Origin of the sequence: Wenxinia marina DSM 24838 (assembly GCF_000379485.1) — a bacterium.
Classification (GTDB): Bacteria; Pseudomonadota; Alphaproteobacteria; order Rhodobacterales; family Rhodobacteraceae; genus Wenxinia; species Wenxinia marina.
In genome coordinates this window covers 22771-36715 of the sequence record NZ_KB902315.1, presented here as the reverse complement: position 1 = coordinate 36715, position 13945 = coordinate 22771, and the positions used below count along the sequence as shown (strand labels likewise).

Sequence of the window (13945 nt, the reverse complement as noted above, 5' to 3'; positions counted from 1 at the left end):
CGATAATTGGCATCTCCCCGCCGGCGCGGATACTAAAGGACGCAGAACGCCGCGCCACGCGCAGCCTCCAGGAGATCACATGAAACGCCGCGAGTTCCATCGCCTCATCGCCCTCGGCGCCGCCGCCGCTCTAGCGCCGCGGGCCGCGCTGGCGGAGTCGTCGCAGGCGCGGACGCTGATCGTCGGCGTCCAGCTCTCCGGCACGGCCCGCTGGGAGATGGAGACGATCACGTCCCGCCTCCTCGACCGCGCCGAGGGGATCGAGATCGAGCTGATGGACGTGGCCAACAAGCAGGCGGGCCACGTCGCGCTGCTGTCGGGCGCCGCCGACCTGATCCTGTCGGACTACATCTGGGTCGCCTCTCTCCGCGCACAGGGCGAGCCGGTCGTGACCGTGCCCCACTCCCTCGCCGTGGGCGGGCTGATGGTGCCCGTGGGCAGCGACATCGAGACCGTGGCCGATCTGCCGGGCAGGACCATCGCCATCGCCGGCGGCCCCGAGGACAAGAGCTGGATCGCGCTGCAGGCCTTCTATGCCAGGGAGACGGGCGAGGCACTCGCCGACCGGGTCGAGGCCCGCTTCGGCGCGCCGCCGCTGGTGAACGAGCTGATGCTGGCCGGACGCGTCGACGCCTCGCTGAACTTCTGGCACTTCAACTCCCGCGCCAAGGCGGCCGGCGCCCGCGAGGTGATCTCGGTCGCCGAGATGATGACCGGCCTCGGGATCGAGACCCAGCCGCCGCTCCTGTCCTGGGTCTTCACCGAGGAGACGGCCGAGGAGAAGGCGGACGAGCTGGCCTCGTTCTTCCACGCCAGCTTCGCCGCCAAGGAGCTGCTCGCCACCGACGACGCGGCCTGGGAGGACCTGCGCGAGACGATGGAAGCGGAAGGCGACGATGCGCTCTTCACCGCGCTGCGCGACGATTACCGCCGCGGGATCATCACAACCTACGACGAATCCACCATCGAGGCCGCCGCGGCCGCCTTCGCGCTGATGGCGGAGTATGGCGGCGCCGAGCTGACGGGCGACTCGACCGAGATGGACCCCGGCACCTTCTGGGACGGCTACAGACGCTGAATGGCGGAGCGTGGGCGCAACGCGGGCGGCGGGCGGTGGCTCGAGTGGCTGTCGCTGCCGCTGCTTCTCGTCCTGTGGCATCTGCTGTCGCTGCTGGTGGATCACCGGCTGTTTCCGACGCCCATCGCGGTCTTCGCCGAGATGTGGGACCTTCTCGTCAACCGTCGCCTGGCCGAGGACGTGGGCAAGACGCTGACCCGCGCCGCCATCGCGTTCGTGCTGTCGATGATCGTCGGCATCGCCGTCGGCGCTGCGATCGGCCGGTTCCGCGCCGCCGACCGGCTGTTCGGCAGCTGGGTCCTGATCGGCCTCAACATCCCCGCCATCGTCGTCGCCATCGCCTGCTATATCTGGATGGGCCTGACCGAGGCGGCCCTGATCCTCGCCGTCTGCATCAACAAGACGCCGCTGGTCGCCGTGACCGTGCGCGAGGGGGTGCGGGCGCTGGACGCGGGCTACGCCGAACTCGGCCGCGTCTACCGGGTGCCGTTCCTGCGCCGGATCCGGCGGATCGTCGTGCCGCAGCTGATGCCCTACGTGCTGGCCGCGGCGCGGACCGGCCTGTCGCTGATCTGGAAGATCGTCCTGGTGTTCGAGGTGCTGGGCTCGGACGGCGGCGTCGGTTTCCGCATCGGCATCTTCTTCCAGAACTTCGACATGAAAGGCATCCTGGCCTATACGCTCGCCTTCATGTCGATCGTGATCGCCCTCGAATACCTCGTGATGCGGCGGCTGGATCAAAGGGTTCTGGGATGGCGGCCGGTCCAGCGGACGCCGTAGGCGTCGAGGTCCGCGCCCTGCGGAAGAGTTTCGGCGACGGACCGCCCCTGTTCGACGGGCTCGACCTCGTGGTGGAGCCGGGAGAGTCGGTCGCGCTCCTCGGGTCGTCGGGCGTCGGCAAGTCGACCCTCATCCGCATCGTCGCCGGCCTCGACCGCGACGTGGGCGGGACCGTCCGGATCGGCGGCATTCCTCCGGCCGAGGCGGCGATGCCAGGCTTCGTCTTCCAGGATCCGCGCCTGCTGCCCTGGCTGACGGCGGCCGAGAACATCCGGCTCGCCGCGCCCGCGATCACCGACGGGGGGATCGCCGCGCTGCTGGCGCGCATGGGTCTGGACGGGCAGGGGGGCCTCCTGCCCGGCGAGCTGTCGGGGGGAATGCAGCGGCGCGTCGCCCTCGCCCGGGCGCTGGCGGTGGAGCCGCGGCTGCTCCTCCTCGACGAGCCGTTCGTCTCGCTCGACCGGCGGCTGGTGCGCGAGCTGCATGCGCTCGTCGCCGGCATCGTCGCCGAGCGGCGCCTCACCTCGATCCTCGTCAGCCACGAGCCCGAGGACGCCGCCCGCCTCGCCACCCGTGCGATCCGTCTGGAGGGGCGGCCGGCACGTATCGTGATGGACCGCCGCATCGACCTGGCCCCGGGCGCCCGCGACCCGGTGGAAGTCCGCCGGCTCGCCGACGAGCTGGACCGGGAGGCCGGCGGATGACCGCGCCGGTGCTGGAGCCGACGGAGGTGGTGAAAGCGCCATGGCCCGACGACCGCGCTGGACGGCGTGTCGTTGACGCTGCCGGGCGGCACCTTCACCGGGCTCCTCGGCCCCAACGGCGCGGGCAATTCGACGCTGTTCCGGGTCGTCTCGGGCCGCTTCGCGCCGGACGCGGGCGAGGTGCGCCTGTTCGGGCAGGACCACCGCGCTGCCGGCCCCGCGATCCGCGCCCGCCTCGGCGTGGTGTTCCAGAGCCGGTCCGTCGACCCCGACAGGTCGGTCCGCGCCAATCTGCGCCGGCTGCACGGCCCCGGGGGCTGGAGTGGGGGCCGACCGGCGCGGGGGCCGCGGGCCGGTCGCGGGCGTCGCACCGAAGCTTGCCGGGACCGTCGGCGACTGCCTGGTCGCGGTCCGCCAATGACCTGAATTGCCAGGCCGGGCCGTCTTGCCGTGAACCCCCCGCCGCCGCTCGCGGCCGCGTCAGTCCAGGACGACGATGCCGGAATGCTTCTGCTTGTGCTCGGGTTCGACGTGGATCGTGATCATCGCGCCCGGCACCGCCTCTCGCAGCGCCGCCTCGATCCGGTCGCAGATCTCGTGCGCGTCGAAGACGGTCGTCTCGCCCGGCACGACGAGGTGGAAGTCGATGAAGGTGGAACTGCCGGCGTGGCGGGTGCGCAGGTCGTGCGCCTCCATCGCGCCTCCGGCCTCGGTCGCGATGACGCTGCGCACGGTCTCGAGCGTCGCCTGCGGCACCGCCTCGTCCATCAGCCCGCTGAGCGACTCCTTCACCACGCGCGAGCCGGACCACAGGATGTTGACGGCGACCGCGGCGGCCATCAGGGAGTCGAGGATCCACCAGCCCGTGACCGTCGCCAGCAGCAGACCGACGATCACGCCGGCGGAGGTGACGACGTCGGTGAACAGATGCCTGCCGTCGGCGACGAGGGCGGGCGACTGGCGGGCCCGGCCGCGTGTGACGAGGATCCACGCCCAGACCGCGTTGATGACGGTCGCGAGGCCGTTCACGAGCAGGCCCTCCACCGGGAGGTCGAGCGCGACCGGGTTCAGGACGCCGTGGACCGCCTCGCGCAGGATCAGCAGGGCGGCGATGATGATCATCACGCCCTCCAGCACCGCGCTGAAGAACTCCGCCTTGTCGTGGCCGTAGGGATGCGAGGCGTCGGCGGGCCGCGCCGCGATGCGGATCGCGATGAGGGCGGCGACAGCGGTGGCGACGTTGACGATGCTCTCCAGCGCGTCGGAGAACATCGCGACGGAGCCGGTCAGCCACCAGGCAAGCAGCTTGATCCCGAGGACGACGACGCCCACGACAATGCTGCCGACGGCGAGCCTGAAGGTCGAAGACACGTGAGTCCTCCTTGGTCGGGCAGCGCGGGTCGGCCTTTGACTACGGACCATGCCCTCGCGCAAGGCCCGGTGCCCGTCAACGGGCGCGACCGCGCCGGTCAGCGGTTGTCGTCTCGCCCCCAGGGAGATTGGAGCGAGCCGATGCAAGGAGTTGCACGGTGCAAACCCCTGTTCAGGGCCGCTGACCGTCCTCCGACGCAAGACCGAGTTGCTCGGCCGACAGCGCCACCAGTCCCAGCGCCCGCGCGGCAGCCAGCGACAGAAGCGGGCTGTCCGGTCCGCCCTCCCGCTGGAAGTCCTGCACCGCCCGTCCGGTCTGCGCGTCCATGTGGCCGGTGACCGCCCCGCGGTAGAACCCGCGCGCGAAGAGCGCGCGCTGCAGGCTCTCGACGAACTGCGCCGTATAGGCGGGCGGGCAGAGGGTCTCGAACGCCACCTCCTCCCGCTCGCGCACGATTTCCTGCCGGATCACGCTCGCATAGACCGCCGGTTGCACCACCTCGCCCGCGGGGCCGAGGACCGCCGGCGTCTCGAGCGCCTGCGCCGTCACCGTCTGGATCACCGCCGGCGTGATGTCGCGGCCGTAGCAGCGCCCATCGGGCCCGCTCTCGATCTGCGCCGACAGGAAGGCGGGTCCGACCAGCGCCTCGTCCTCCGCCGGCTCCGGCGCGGGGGTCGCGCAGGCGGCGAGAACGGCGAGGCCCGCGGCGGAAAGGGGGAGACTGCGCAACGGATCGCCTTCGGACTGCTCGGCCGGACCTGTCCGGTCCTGTTGGCCCGGCACTCTAGCGGCGTCGGCCGACGCGTCCACGGGCGCGCGCACGTTTGCTGCCCGGGGTGTCGCCCGCGCTCCACAGGCGCGTGCGCCTTTCGGCGCTGGATTGGCGCCGGCCGCTCCCCTAAGTAGGGCGGGCGAAACGAAGCACGGGACGGCGACATGGCGCGGATCACCTACATCGAGCACAACGGCACCGAGCACACGGTCGACGTGCGCAACGGACTGACGGTGATGGAGGGCGCGCGCGACAACGGCATCCCCGGGATCGAGGCCGATTGCGGCGGCGCCTGCGCCTGCTCCACCTGCCACGTCTACGTCATGCCCGACTGGGTCGAGAAGCTGCCGCCGCGCGACCCGATGGAAGAGGACATGCTCGACTTCGCGTTCGAGCCCGACCCCGCGCGCAGCCGTCTGACCTGCCAGCTGAAGGTGACGGACGCGCTGGACGGGCTCGTGGTTCAGATGCCCGAGAAGCAGATCTGATGCGGCTGTCGCTTGCCGCCGCGCTGGCCGTGTGGTCCGCGCCGGCGGCGGCGTGCATCGTCGATCAGGCCACGCTGACGGCCCACCCCGAAAGCGTGACCGTCGCGGAGGCCGGCGCCCCGGCGCGGGCGTGGTTCGACGATCCGGTCACGCGCTACGACCACTTCGTCCTCGGCCGGCAGACCGAGCCCTCCTCGCTGTGGGTGGACCTTCCCGGCAACCACGGCCTGTGCGGCACGCAGGCGGCGCTGGACGAGTCCCACGTGTTCGAGGACGTCGCGCCCCGCCTCGGCGATCTCGACGGTGATGGGACGAACGAGGTCATCGTGGTCCGCAGCCACGTCGACCGCGGGGCGCAGATCGCAGTCTATGGCCACGACGGCACCGACCTGCGGCTGCTCGCCACGACGCCCTACATCGGCCAGGCGCACCGCTGGCTGGCGCCGGTGGGCGCGACCGACCTGGACGGTGACGGCGCGGTCGAGATCGCCTACGTGGACCGGCCGCACCTCGCGCGGGTGCTGCGCGTCTGGCGCTGGACGGACGGCGCGCTGACCGAGGTCGCGGCGGTCTCGGGCGTGACCAACCACCGCATCGGCGAGCCGGCGATCACCGGCGGCGTGCGCGACTGCGGCGCGGGGCCGGAGATGATCGTGGCGAGCGCGGACTGGAGCCGCCTCCTCGCCCTGACCTTCGATGGGGCGGCCGTCGCGGCCCGCGACCTCGGACCTTTCTCCGCCGCGGCGGTCACGACGGCAATGACGTGCTAGCCTAGAGCGCCGCGACCGCCACCAGCAGCGCCGCGATCTCCACCAGCTGGCCTCCGGCGCCGAGGATGTCGCCGGTCTGCCCGCCGATCTTCGACCGCGCGACCGCCGCCCAGCCGGACGCCACGGCGAGCGCCACCAATGTCGCCACCACCCCCGCGCCCCCCAGCGCCAGCAGCGCGGCCAGCGCCGCGAGACCCGAGGCAAGGACGGCCGCGGCTCGCGGCGGGCGGCCGACCAGCCGCGACAGCCCGCTCTCCCGCGCCGCCGGCAGCGCGGCCATCGTCTCCGCCATCGCCGCCCGCGACAGCATCAGCGCCGCGACCAGCGCCGGCCCTGCCGCCCCGGCGGCGACCAGCAGCGCCAGCGCCTGCCACCGCAGCCCCAGCGACAGGACCAGCGCGATCACGCCGTAGCTGCCGATCCGGCTGTCCTTCATGATCTCCAGCCGCCGCGCCGTGTCCGCGCCGCCCCACAGCCCGTCCGCGCTGTCGGCCAGACCGTCCTCGTGCAGCGCCCCGGTCACCATCACCAGCGCCGCAAGCCCCAGCCCGGCGGCCAGCGGCGGAGGCAGGCCCACCGCCGTCGCCGCGCCGATCACCGCCCAGCCGATCACCGCCACTACCAGCCCCGCCAGCGGCCAGGCCCAGGCGGCTCGCCCCATCCGGCCGCCCGCGCCGTCCGGCAACCGCACCGGCAGCCGCGTCAGCAGCGCCAGCGCCGCCAGCGGGTCGCCCGCCGCGACAAGGTCGCCTTTCGCCCCCGACATGCCCGTTCCCGCCTTTCCCCTGACGGCCCGAGCGTTAGACAGGCCCGGCGACCGATGCAACGAGGCCGACATGACCGCTCCCTTCGCCACCCTCGCCGAGTTCCGCCAGCGCCTCGCGGACGCGCCGCCGCCCGACATGCGCGCGGCCGAGGACGCCGGCGCCCGCAACGCGCAGCTGACCAAGCCGCCGGGCGCGCTCGGCCGGCTGGAGGAGGTCGCGATCTGGTATGCCAGCTGGCGGGGCGATCCCCGGCCCCGGATCGAGCGGCCGCAGGTCGTGGTCTTCGCCGGCAACCACGGCGTCACCGCCCGCGGCGTCTCGGCCTTCCCCGCCGAGGTGACCGCCCAGATGGTCGGGAACTTCCGCGCCGGCGGCGCCGCGATCAATCAGCTGGCACAGGCGGCGGGCGCGCGCATGGACGTCGTCGCCCTCGACCTCGATCGCCCGACCGCGGACTTCACCGAAGAGCCGGCGATGTCCGAGGACGAGGTCGTCGCCGCCCTCGCCGCCGGCTGGCAGGCGGTGGACCCGGAGGCCGACCTCCTCGTCGCGGGCGAGATGGGCATCGGCAACACCACCTCGGCCGCCGCGCTCGCCGCCGCCCTCTTCGGCGGCGCGGGCGGCGACTGGGTCGGCCGGGGCACCGGCGTCGACGATGCCGGCCTCGCCCGCAAGGCCGCGGTGGTGGACGAAGGCCTCGCCCTCCACCCGCAGGCCAAGGACGACCCGCTGGAGGCGCTCCGCCGACTCGGCGGCCGCGAGCTCGCCGCGATGGCCGGCGCCCTCGCCGCCGCCCGCGCCCACCGCATCCCCGCGCTCCTCGACGGCTTCATCTGCACCGCCGCCGCCGCGGTGCTGGAGAAGGCCTCCCCCGGCGCGCTCGACCATTGCCTCGCCGGCCACCTCTCCGCCGAAGGCGCCCACGGCCGCCTGCTGCAGGCGCTGGGGAAAGCGCCCCTCCTCGACCTCGGCCTCCGCCTCGGCGAAGGATCGGGCGCGGCGCTGGCGATGCAGGTGCTGAAGGGCGCGCTCGCCTGCCATTCCGGCATGTCGACCTTCGCGGAGGCGGGCGTCTCGGGCGGCTAGGCGCGCCCCTCCCTCCCTCTCATCGAGCCACAAATATCCTCAGGGGGAGTCCGGCGCCAGCCGGACGGGGGCGGAACGCCCCCCTAAACGCAAGGAGAATGCGCCGCAAGGCGCTCCGCCGGATCACCCTACAGCGGCAGCGGCGCGTCCGACTTCACCCGCTCCATCACGATCTGGCTGTGCACGCGGCTGACCGCGGGGTGCGGCAGCAGCGTCTGCTGCACCAGCCGGTTCAGGTCGCCGAGGTCGCCGCAGAAGACGCGAAGCAGGTAGTCCGCCTCGCCGGTCAGCGTCCAGGCGCCGACGATCTCGGCCCTCGTGCGGCACAGGCGCAGGAAATCGCGGGCGTTCTCCTCGGTGTGGGTCGCCATCGCGATCTGCACGAACGCCTCGACGCCGAGCCCCGCCGCCACCGGATCGAGGACGGCGCGGTAGCCGCGGATCACGCCCCGCTCCTCCAGACGCTGCCGCCGCCGCCCCGCCTGGCTGGGCGAGAGGTTCAGATCGCGGCCGAGGGCGTCGGCCGTCATCTGGCCGTCGCGTTGCAGCGCAGCCAGGAGGCGCTTGTCGGTGGGGTCGAGGTCCATGCGGCGCTCCTGCGCGGATTTTTCCAATCGTGCGGCAATCCCGCACCGGCCGCAACAGACAGGCCGCGGATTGCGCGGACATCGCGCCGACCCTGCGCCATCTTCACAGGCAACCGGACAGCGAGAGGAGACACGCCATGGGTCCGTTCCCGCACGACGCCCCGAAATCGACCATCACCCCCGAGAACCCCGCCGGCACCGACGGCTTCGAGTTCGTCGAATTCGCCCACCCCGAGCCCGAGAAGCTGCGCGAGCTGTTCGCCCGGATGGGCTATGCCCACGTCGCGAACCACAAGACCAAGGCGATCGAGCTCTGGCAGCAGGGCGACATCACCTACGTCCTCAACGACGAGCCGGGCAGCCACGCCCGCACCTTCGTCGAGGAGCACGGCCCCTGCGCACCGTCGATGGCCTGGCGCGTGGTGGACGCGGAGCACGCGCTGAAGCACGCGGTCGAGAAGGGCGCCGAGGAATATACCGGCCCCGGCAAGACGATGGACGTCCCCGCCATCGTCGGCATCGGCGGCAGCCTCATCTACTTCATCGAGGACTACTACGAGACCTCGCCCTACAACGGCGAGTTCGACTGGATCGCGCAATCCAAGCCCGAGGGCGTCGGTTTCTGGTACCTCGACCACCTCACCCACAACGTCCACAAGGGCAACATGGACACGTGGTTCCGGTTCTACGGCGACATCTTCAACTTCCGCGAGATCCGCTTCTTCGACATCGAGGGCAAGTTCACCGGCCTGTTCTCCCGCGCCCTGACCAGCCCCTGCGGCCGCATCCGCATCCCGATCAACGAGGACCGGGGCGAGACCGGGCAGATCGTGGAATACCTCAAGCGCTACAACGGCGAGGGCATCCAGCACATCGCCGTCGGCGCACGGAACATCTACGAGAGCGTCGACGCGATCGCCGACAGGGGGCTGAAGTTCATGCCGCCGCCTCCGGCGACCTACTACGATCTCAGCCACGACCGGGTGACCGGCCACGAGGAGCCGATCGACGCGCTGAAGAAGCACGGCATCCTGATCGACGGCGAGGGCGTGGTCGACGGCGGCGAGACCCGCATCCTGCTGCAGATCTTCAGCAAGACGGTGATCGGGCCGATCTTCTTCGAGTTCATCGAGCGCAAGGGCGACGACGGCTTCGGCGAGGGCAACTTCAAGGCGCTGTTCGAGTCGATCGAGGCCGACCAGATCGAACGCGGCGTCCTCAAAGCCGACGACGCGGCCTGACGGACCAGAAGCGGGAGGGCGGACTTCGGTCCGCAATGGGGGGCGGGCCGGTCGGCCCGCCCTTCGCGTGTCAGCTGTCGGGGATCTGCAGGTAGTAGGTCTGCCCGCGCACCACGTAGTTCAGCGCATCGTCCCCGATCGCCGTGACCTGCCCGCCCTCCAGCCGGTCGCCCACCGAGACCCGGACATAGCGCCCGTTTGCGAGGCGGATCAGGGCGCGGCGGTCGCTGGGGCGGCCGTAGACGCCGATGAGATTCACGTCGCGCAGGTTGATCGCGTCCTGCGCCGTCGCGGCGCCGGCGACGCCGCCGGGGGTCGGGCCGGAGGGCGGGGCGGGGGCGGCGGCGACCTGCTCGGGCTCGTCGTCGGCCTCTTCGCTCCGGGCGGTCGGCGCCTGGGTGGAGGCGGCCTGCGCGGGCGGGGCGCTGCGGGCGTTCGCCTCCGCGGCGCGGGCGACGACGCGGTCGAAGTTGGCCGGCCGGGTGTCGGGGCGGCGCGCGCGGGGGACCGCCTGCGGCGTGGCCCCGGCCAGCGGATCGGGCGCGCCGGCGACGATCGCGGCGAGGGTGGAGGAGACGTCGGGCACCGCCTCTTCCGGCGGAAGGTCCTCCGCCGCCTCCGCGACGGCCTCCGCCACCGCGTCGGCATCCGTCTCTCCGGCGCCCTCGGGGGCAAGGCCCTCGGGCCGCAGGCCCGGCCGCGGGCCGTCGAAGGCAGGCAATGCTGCGAGCGTCTCGGGCGCGGCCGCCGCGTCGCGCGGCTCCGGTCGCGGGCCGTCGAAGGGCGTCAGCGCCTCCAGAGTGACCGCGCCGGGAGTGGCCGCGGCCTCGTCGAGCGTCAATCCCGGGCGCGCGGGCGGGACCACCTCGGGCGTTCCGGCGACGGCATCCGGCCCCGTGACCTGTGGAACGGCGGCCTCGGGAGCGGCGACCTCGGACGAGGCCGACGCGGTGCCGGGCCGGGTCGGCGGCACGGCGGGCGGCGCGTTCTCCTCGACGCGGATCGCGGCCGGGGCGGCGGGGGCGTCTCCGGTGCGCTCGGGCGGGACGGCAGCGGGGGTGCCGTCGAGCACCGCCAGGTCCACGCCGCCGGGCGGAGTCGCCGCGCCGTCGGTCGCCGGCGACTGTGCATCGGCCACGACGGCTTCGGCCGCTTCCTCGGCGACCGGCGCCTCGGTGCCGGGCCGAACGGGCGGGACGGCCGCGGGAGCGCCGGTCCGCGTCGCCACGTCTACCGGGCCATCGGGAAGGCTCGTTGTCTCGGCCTCCGCCACGGCTGCCGGAGACTCTTCCTCGACCGTCGGCGCCTCGGTGCCGGGCCGGACGGGCGGGACGGCGGCGGGGGAGCCTGACAGCGTCGCCACGTCGACCGGGCCATCGGGAAGGCTCGCCGTCTCGGCCTCCGCCACGGCTTCCGGGGCCTCTTCCTCGACCGTCGGGGCCTCGGTGCCGGGCCGGACGGGCGGGACGGCGGCGGGGGAGCCTGACAGCGTCGCCACGTCGACCGGGCCATCGGCGAGGGCCGGAGCGGCGTCGGCGACCTCCGGCTCGGCGGGGGCGGGGGGCGTTCCGGGGCGCGTCGGCGGCGTGACCGGCGGCAGGGCCGCGACCACGTCGACGGGCAGGGTCTCGGCCGGAGCGGCGTCGGTCGCGTCGGCCGGTACCGGTTCGTCCTCCGGCGCCTCGGCCGGCGCCTCCGGGGTCGTGTCCGCGAGGGCGAGAGCGTCGGCCGGGAGATCGGCCCGTGCGTCGGCGACGAGCGCCGGGGGCTCGGTCCCGGGCCGGGTCGGCGGGACGGTCTGCGGCGCGCCGGCGAAGATCGCGACGTCGCCGGTCTCGCCGGCATCGGCGACGAGGCGGGCGGCGCCCGGCTCCGTCGCCTCGGTCACGATGCCGGGCATCGCGTCGGGCGCGGCGGCGCCGGCCAGCGTCGGCGCGGCGCCGAGGTCGGTGGCGGCGGCGTCCGCCCCGCCCACCTGCGGCGCCTCGCCGGCGTCGGGGGCGGCCTCGAGCGCCGCGACCTCGACCTCGGCGGTCGGCGGGATCGGCGGCGGCTCGGTCCCCGGGCGGGTCGGCGGCACGAGGTCCGGTTCGCCGGCGTAGATCAGCATGCCGTAGGGCGTCTCGGTCCCTTCGGGCGTGGCGAGGAAGAAGCCCCGCTCATCGCGGGCGAAGACCGTGCCGGCGGGCGGCGGGACCGGCTGCCGCCCGAGGCCGGGGTCCGGGGCGAGGGCGGCCAGGCGGTCGGTGACCGGAGCCTCGGGCAGGTCGGGCTCCGACGGTTCCACCGCCGACGGGTTCGTCATCGTCTCGGAGCGCGGCAGCAGCGGCAGGCGCGGCCCCCGGATCCAGACGCCGGTCGCGGCGTAGAAGCGCTCGGCTTCCGCGGGCGAGGGGACTGTGCCGGTCGGGCGGCCACCGGGGACGACCTCGACCTCGTCCGTCTCGGGCGGCAGCAGCTCGTCCTCGGGCGGGGCGAGCGCGAGGTCGGCCTCGGCCTCGGGATCGGCGGCCGGGGCGTCCTCCATCGCGTCGGGCGATGGCAGGAGGGCGGTCACGTCGCGGGGCGGCTCGGCGTCCGCCGCCTCGTCGAGGTCGGCGTCGGCGGACGCGACGGCGGGGCTGACTGCGTCGTCGCCGAAGAGCCAGGCCGAGATGCGCTCGCTGCCGATGGCGGCCCAGGCCGCGGCGGCGGCCATCAGCAGCAGCAGGACCAGCGTGAGGATCAGGCCGAGATACCGCGGCTTGCCGCCGATGCGGGAGGCGCTGTCGGACCCGCGGGCGCCGAAGACGGTCAGACGGTCGCGCTCGGCGGCCTCGGCCGCCTCGGCGGCGGCGTCGGTCCGGCGGCGGGCGGGGGGCGGCGCGGGCTCGGCCGACGCGTCGGCCATGCGCTCGGCCAGACGATCCCGCAGGCTGGCGGGGAGGCGGCTGGAGGCGGGGGCGATCGGCGCCGTCACCGGGATCTCGCGGCCGCGATCGGTGCGGGGCGACAGGGACGGCGCCGCCTCGGCCGCCTCGCCGGTGATGGCGGGCGCGGACCGCGAGGGCGGCGGCGGGGCGGCGGCCGGGCGCAGGACCGGCGGCTCGTCGCGGCGGCGGACGAAGGCGGCGGACGCGCCCTCGACCGCGGCGGCGGCGGGCCGGACGAGCGGCGGCGGGGCCGCGCGGTCCGGCGCGCGGGCGACGCGCGAGCGGGAGGCGAAGGCGGGCTCCGGCTCGGCCGCCCGCGGCTCGGCCGCCAGCGGCGGGCGGGGAGCGGGCGGTTCGCCGGAGGACGGCTCGTCCGGAGGGGACTCCTGCGGCTCGGGCAGGATCGCCTCTTCCTCCTCCGGCGCCGTCTCCGGAACCTCGGCGAGGTCGGGCCCGGAGTCGGCGGCGTCGACATCGTCCGGAGAGGGACCGCGGGACAGCTCTTCCGGCGTCAGGGACGGCGGCTCGGGATCGGATGGCGGAGAGGTCGGCGCGGGGGCGGACGCTTCGGGAGGGGGCGTCCGGGTCGGTGCAGGTCCGCCCTCGGCGGCGGCCGGCGGAGCGTCGGCGACGGCCGGCGGCGAATCCTCTGCCGCCGTGTCCAGGTCCACGCTGCCGGGCGCACCCGCGGTCCAGGGCGGCGGCGCCGAGACGGCGGGCGCCGCGCTCTCGATCCCGGCCTCGGGCGGCACCTCGCCGATGATCGTCACCGGCTGCGCGTCGCGCTGGTCGGCATCGGCGCCGGCCCGGCTGGTCGGGCCGAAATAGGCCTCGCCCCGGAAGGTGAAGGGCGCGGGCACGGCGGCGAACGAGACAGGGTGGAACCGGTGCGCGGCGGCGAACGCCTCGGCCTCGGCCAGCGTGTCCTGCGGCACGGCCGCCACGTAGGTCCGGCCGCCGCCGCGGGCGTGGTCCCAGACGTAGCCGTCCAGCGGCTCCGGGAGGGCCTCTTGCAGCGCCTCGCGGATGTCGCCCTCGCTGGCGCGGGGCGTGTCGAGCGACAGGTAGCGGACCTGGTCGTTCGGGATCAGCAGCTTGGTCCGCAGGCCCTCGGGCGCGAGCGTCTCGGCCCGGCGGCGCAGCCGGGCGAGCGCGGCGGACAGGTCCGGCGCGGTCGCCGGCACCTCGCCGACGAGCAGCCAGCCGCCCTCGACCCGGTGCAGGAGCCGCAGGCCGTCGGAGGCGAGCGAGAGGGCAAAATTCGACGTCATTTTTCGGATTTAACAGCTATCGGGGGCCAGCAAAACGGCCTGCCGGAACCCGGGCGAGACTACAGCAGTTTCCCGCCGTGTCCAAGCGCGCCAAGGAATTGCGAGCGACACGCGTCT

The 13945-nt window shown here is 74.2% G+C and carries 13 protein-coding genes; 8 read left to right on the top strand and 5 right to left on the bottom strand.

Features of this window, described 5'->3' with window-relative positions; translation table 11 throughout:
- Positions 1-79: 79 nt before the first annotated feature.
- The 4 genes from A37W_RS0119320 (at position 80) to A37W_RS23480 (ending at position 2988) form a co-directional block, all read left to right on the top strand.
- Positions 80-1078 carry an ABC transporter substrate-binding protein gene (locus A37W_RS0119320; RefSeq protein ID WP_018304699.1) on the top strand — a complete coding sequence of 333 codons (999 nt, stop codon included), beginning with the start codon at positions 80-82 and terminating at the stop codon, positions 1076-1078.
- Positions 1079-1858 carry an ABC transporter permease gene (locus A37W_RS0119315; RefSeq protein ID WP_018304698.1) on the top strand — a complete coding sequence of 260 codons (780 nt, stop codon included), beginning with the start codon at positions 1079-1081 and terminating at the stop codon, positions 1856-1858.
- Positions 1831-2562 (top strand): ABC transporter ATP-binding protein, encoded by a 732-nt coding sequence (locus tag A37W_RS0119310; protein WP_018304697.1) that lies wholly within the window; start codon positions 1831-1833, stop codon positions 2560-2562. Before A37W_RS0119315 ends, A37W_RS0119310 begins: the two co-directional genes overlap by 28 nt.
- A 66-nt stretch (positions 2563-2628) precedes the next feature.
- A complete protein-coding gene (locus A37W_RS23480; protein WP_157236508.1) occupies positions 2629-2988 on the top strand; it encodes an ATP-binding cassette domain-containing protein in 360 nt (119 codons plus the stop codon).
- 54 nt (positions 2989-3042) lie between these two features.
- On the opposite strand, the gene A37W_RS0119305 is transcribed toward A37W_RS23480, so the two are convergent.
- Together A37W_RS0119305 and A37W_RS0119300 are read right to left on the bottom strand one after the other, a co-directional pair.
- Positions 3043-3933 (bottom strand): cation diffusion facilitator family transporter, encoded by an 891-nt coding sequence (locus A37W_RS0119305; RefSeq protein WP_018304696.1) that lies wholly within the window; start codon positions 3931-3933, stop codon positions 3043-3045.
- A 172-nt stretch (positions 3934-4105) separates the two neighbouring features.
- Positions 4106-4663: a peptidoglycan-binding domain-containing protein gene (locus A37W_RS0119300; protein WP_018304695.1), complete on the bottom strand. Its 558-nt coding sequence runs from the start codon at positions 4661-4663 to the stop codon at positions 4106-4108.
- A gap of 207 nt (positions 4664-4870) precedes the next feature.
- Here A37W_RS0119300 and A37W_RS0119295 point away from each other — a divergent pair, with 207 nt between their 5' ends.
- Complete coding sequence (locus A37W_RS0119295) at positions 4871-5194, top strand: 2Fe-2S iron-sulfur cluster-binding protein (protein ID WP_018304694.1); 324 nt, start codon at positions 4871-4873, stop codon at positions 5192-5194.
- Complete coding sequence (locus tag A37W_RS0119290; RefSeq protein ID WP_018304693.1) at positions 5194-5964, top strand: FG-GAP repeat domain-containing protein; 771 nt, start codon at positions 5194-5196, stop codon at positions 5962-5964. Before A37W_RS0119295 ends, A37W_RS0119290 begins: the two co-directional genes overlap by 1 nt.
- Before the next feature lies 1 nt (position 5965).
- Here A37W_RS0119290 and A37W_RS0119285 read toward each other — a convergent pair whose 3' ends face one another.
- Positions 5966-6730: an adenosylcobinamide-GDP ribazoletransferase gene (locus tag A37W_RS0119285; RefSeq protein WP_018304692.1), complete on the bottom strand. Its 765-nt coding sequence runs from the start codon at positions 6728-6730 to the stop codon at positions 5966-5968.
- A 70-nt stretch (positions 6731-6800) separates the two neighbouring features.
- Between A37W_RS0119285 and cobT the strand changes: the two genes are divergently transcribed.
- Positions 6801-7817: a nicotinate-nucleotide--dimethylbenzimidazole phosphoribosyltransferase gene (cobT, locus tag A37W_RS0119280; protein WP_018304691.1), complete on the top strand. Its 1017-nt coding sequence runs from the start codon at positions 6801-6803 to the stop codon at positions 7815-7817.
- A gap of 128 nt (positions 7818-7945) precedes the next feature.
- On the opposite strand, the gene A37W_RS0119275 is transcribed toward cobT, so the two are convergent.
- Complete coding sequence (locus tag A37W_RS0119275; protein ID WP_018304690.1) at positions 7946-8404, bottom strand: Lrp/AsnC family transcriptional regulator; 459 nt, start codon at positions 8402-8404, stop codon at positions 7946-7948.
- Between the two features lie 137 nt (positions 8405-8541).
- Between A37W_RS0119275 and hppD the strand changes: the two genes are divergently transcribed.
- A complete protein-coding gene (gene hppD, locus A37W_RS0119270; protein ID WP_018304689.1) occupies positions 8542-9645 on the top strand; it encodes a 4-hydroxyphenylpyruvate dioxygenase in 1104 nt (367 codons plus the stop codon).
- Between the two features lie 70 nt (positions 9646-9715).
- Here hppD and A37W_RS24615 read toward each other — a convergent pair whose 3' ends face one another.
- Complete coding sequence (locus A37W_RS24615; RefSeq protein WP_026198615.1) at positions 9716-13828, bottom strand: hypothetical protein; 4113 nt, start codon at positions 13826-13828, stop codon at positions 9716-9718.
- Between the last annotated feature and the right edge of the window lie 117 nt (positions 13829-13945).

Excerpts from the sequence above, each read along its gene's own strand:
- A37W_RS0119320 (WP_018304699.1), top strand. The coding sequence starts at position 80 with ATGAAACGCCGCGAGTTCCATCGCCTCATCGCCCTCGGCGCCGCCGCC.
- A37W_RS0119315 (WP_018304698.1), top strand. The coding sequence starts at position 1,079 with ATGGCGGAGCGTGGGCGCAACGCGGGCGGCGGGCGGTGGCTCGAGTGG.
- A37W_RS0119310 (WP_018304697.1), top strand. The coding sequence starts at position 1,831 with ATGGCGGCCGGTCCAGCGGACGCCGTAGGCGTCGAGGTCCGCGCCCTG.
- A37W_RS0119295 (WP_018304694.1), top strand. The coding sequence starts at position 4,871 with ATGGCGCGGATCACCTACATCGAGCACAACGGCACCGAGCACACGGTC.
- A37W_RS0119290 (WP_018304693.1), top strand. The coding sequence starts at position 5,194 with ATGCGGCTGTCGCTTGCCGCCGCGCTGGCCGTGTGGTCCGCGCCGGCG.
- A37W_RS0119285 (WP_018304692.1), bottom strand. The coding sequence starts at position 6,730 with ATGTCGGGGGCGAAAGGCGACCTTGTCGCGGCGGGCGACCCGCTGGCG.
- cobT (WP_018304691.1), top strand. The coding sequence starts at position 6,801 with ATGACCGCTCCCTTCGCCACCCTCGCCGAGTTCCGCCAGCGCCTCGCG.
- A37W_RS0119275 (WP_018304690.1), bottom strand. The coding sequence starts at position 8,404 with ATGGACCTCGACCCCACCGACAAGCGCCTCCTGGCTGCGCTGCAACGC.
- hppD (WP_018304689.1), top strand. The coding sequence starts at position 8,542 with ATGGGTCCGTTCCCGCACGACGCCCCGAAATCGACCATCACCCCCGAG.
- A37W_RS24615 (WP_026198615.1), bottom strand. The coding sequence starts at position 13,828 with ATGACGTCGAATTTTGCCCTCTCGCTCGCCTCCGACGGCCTGCGGCTC.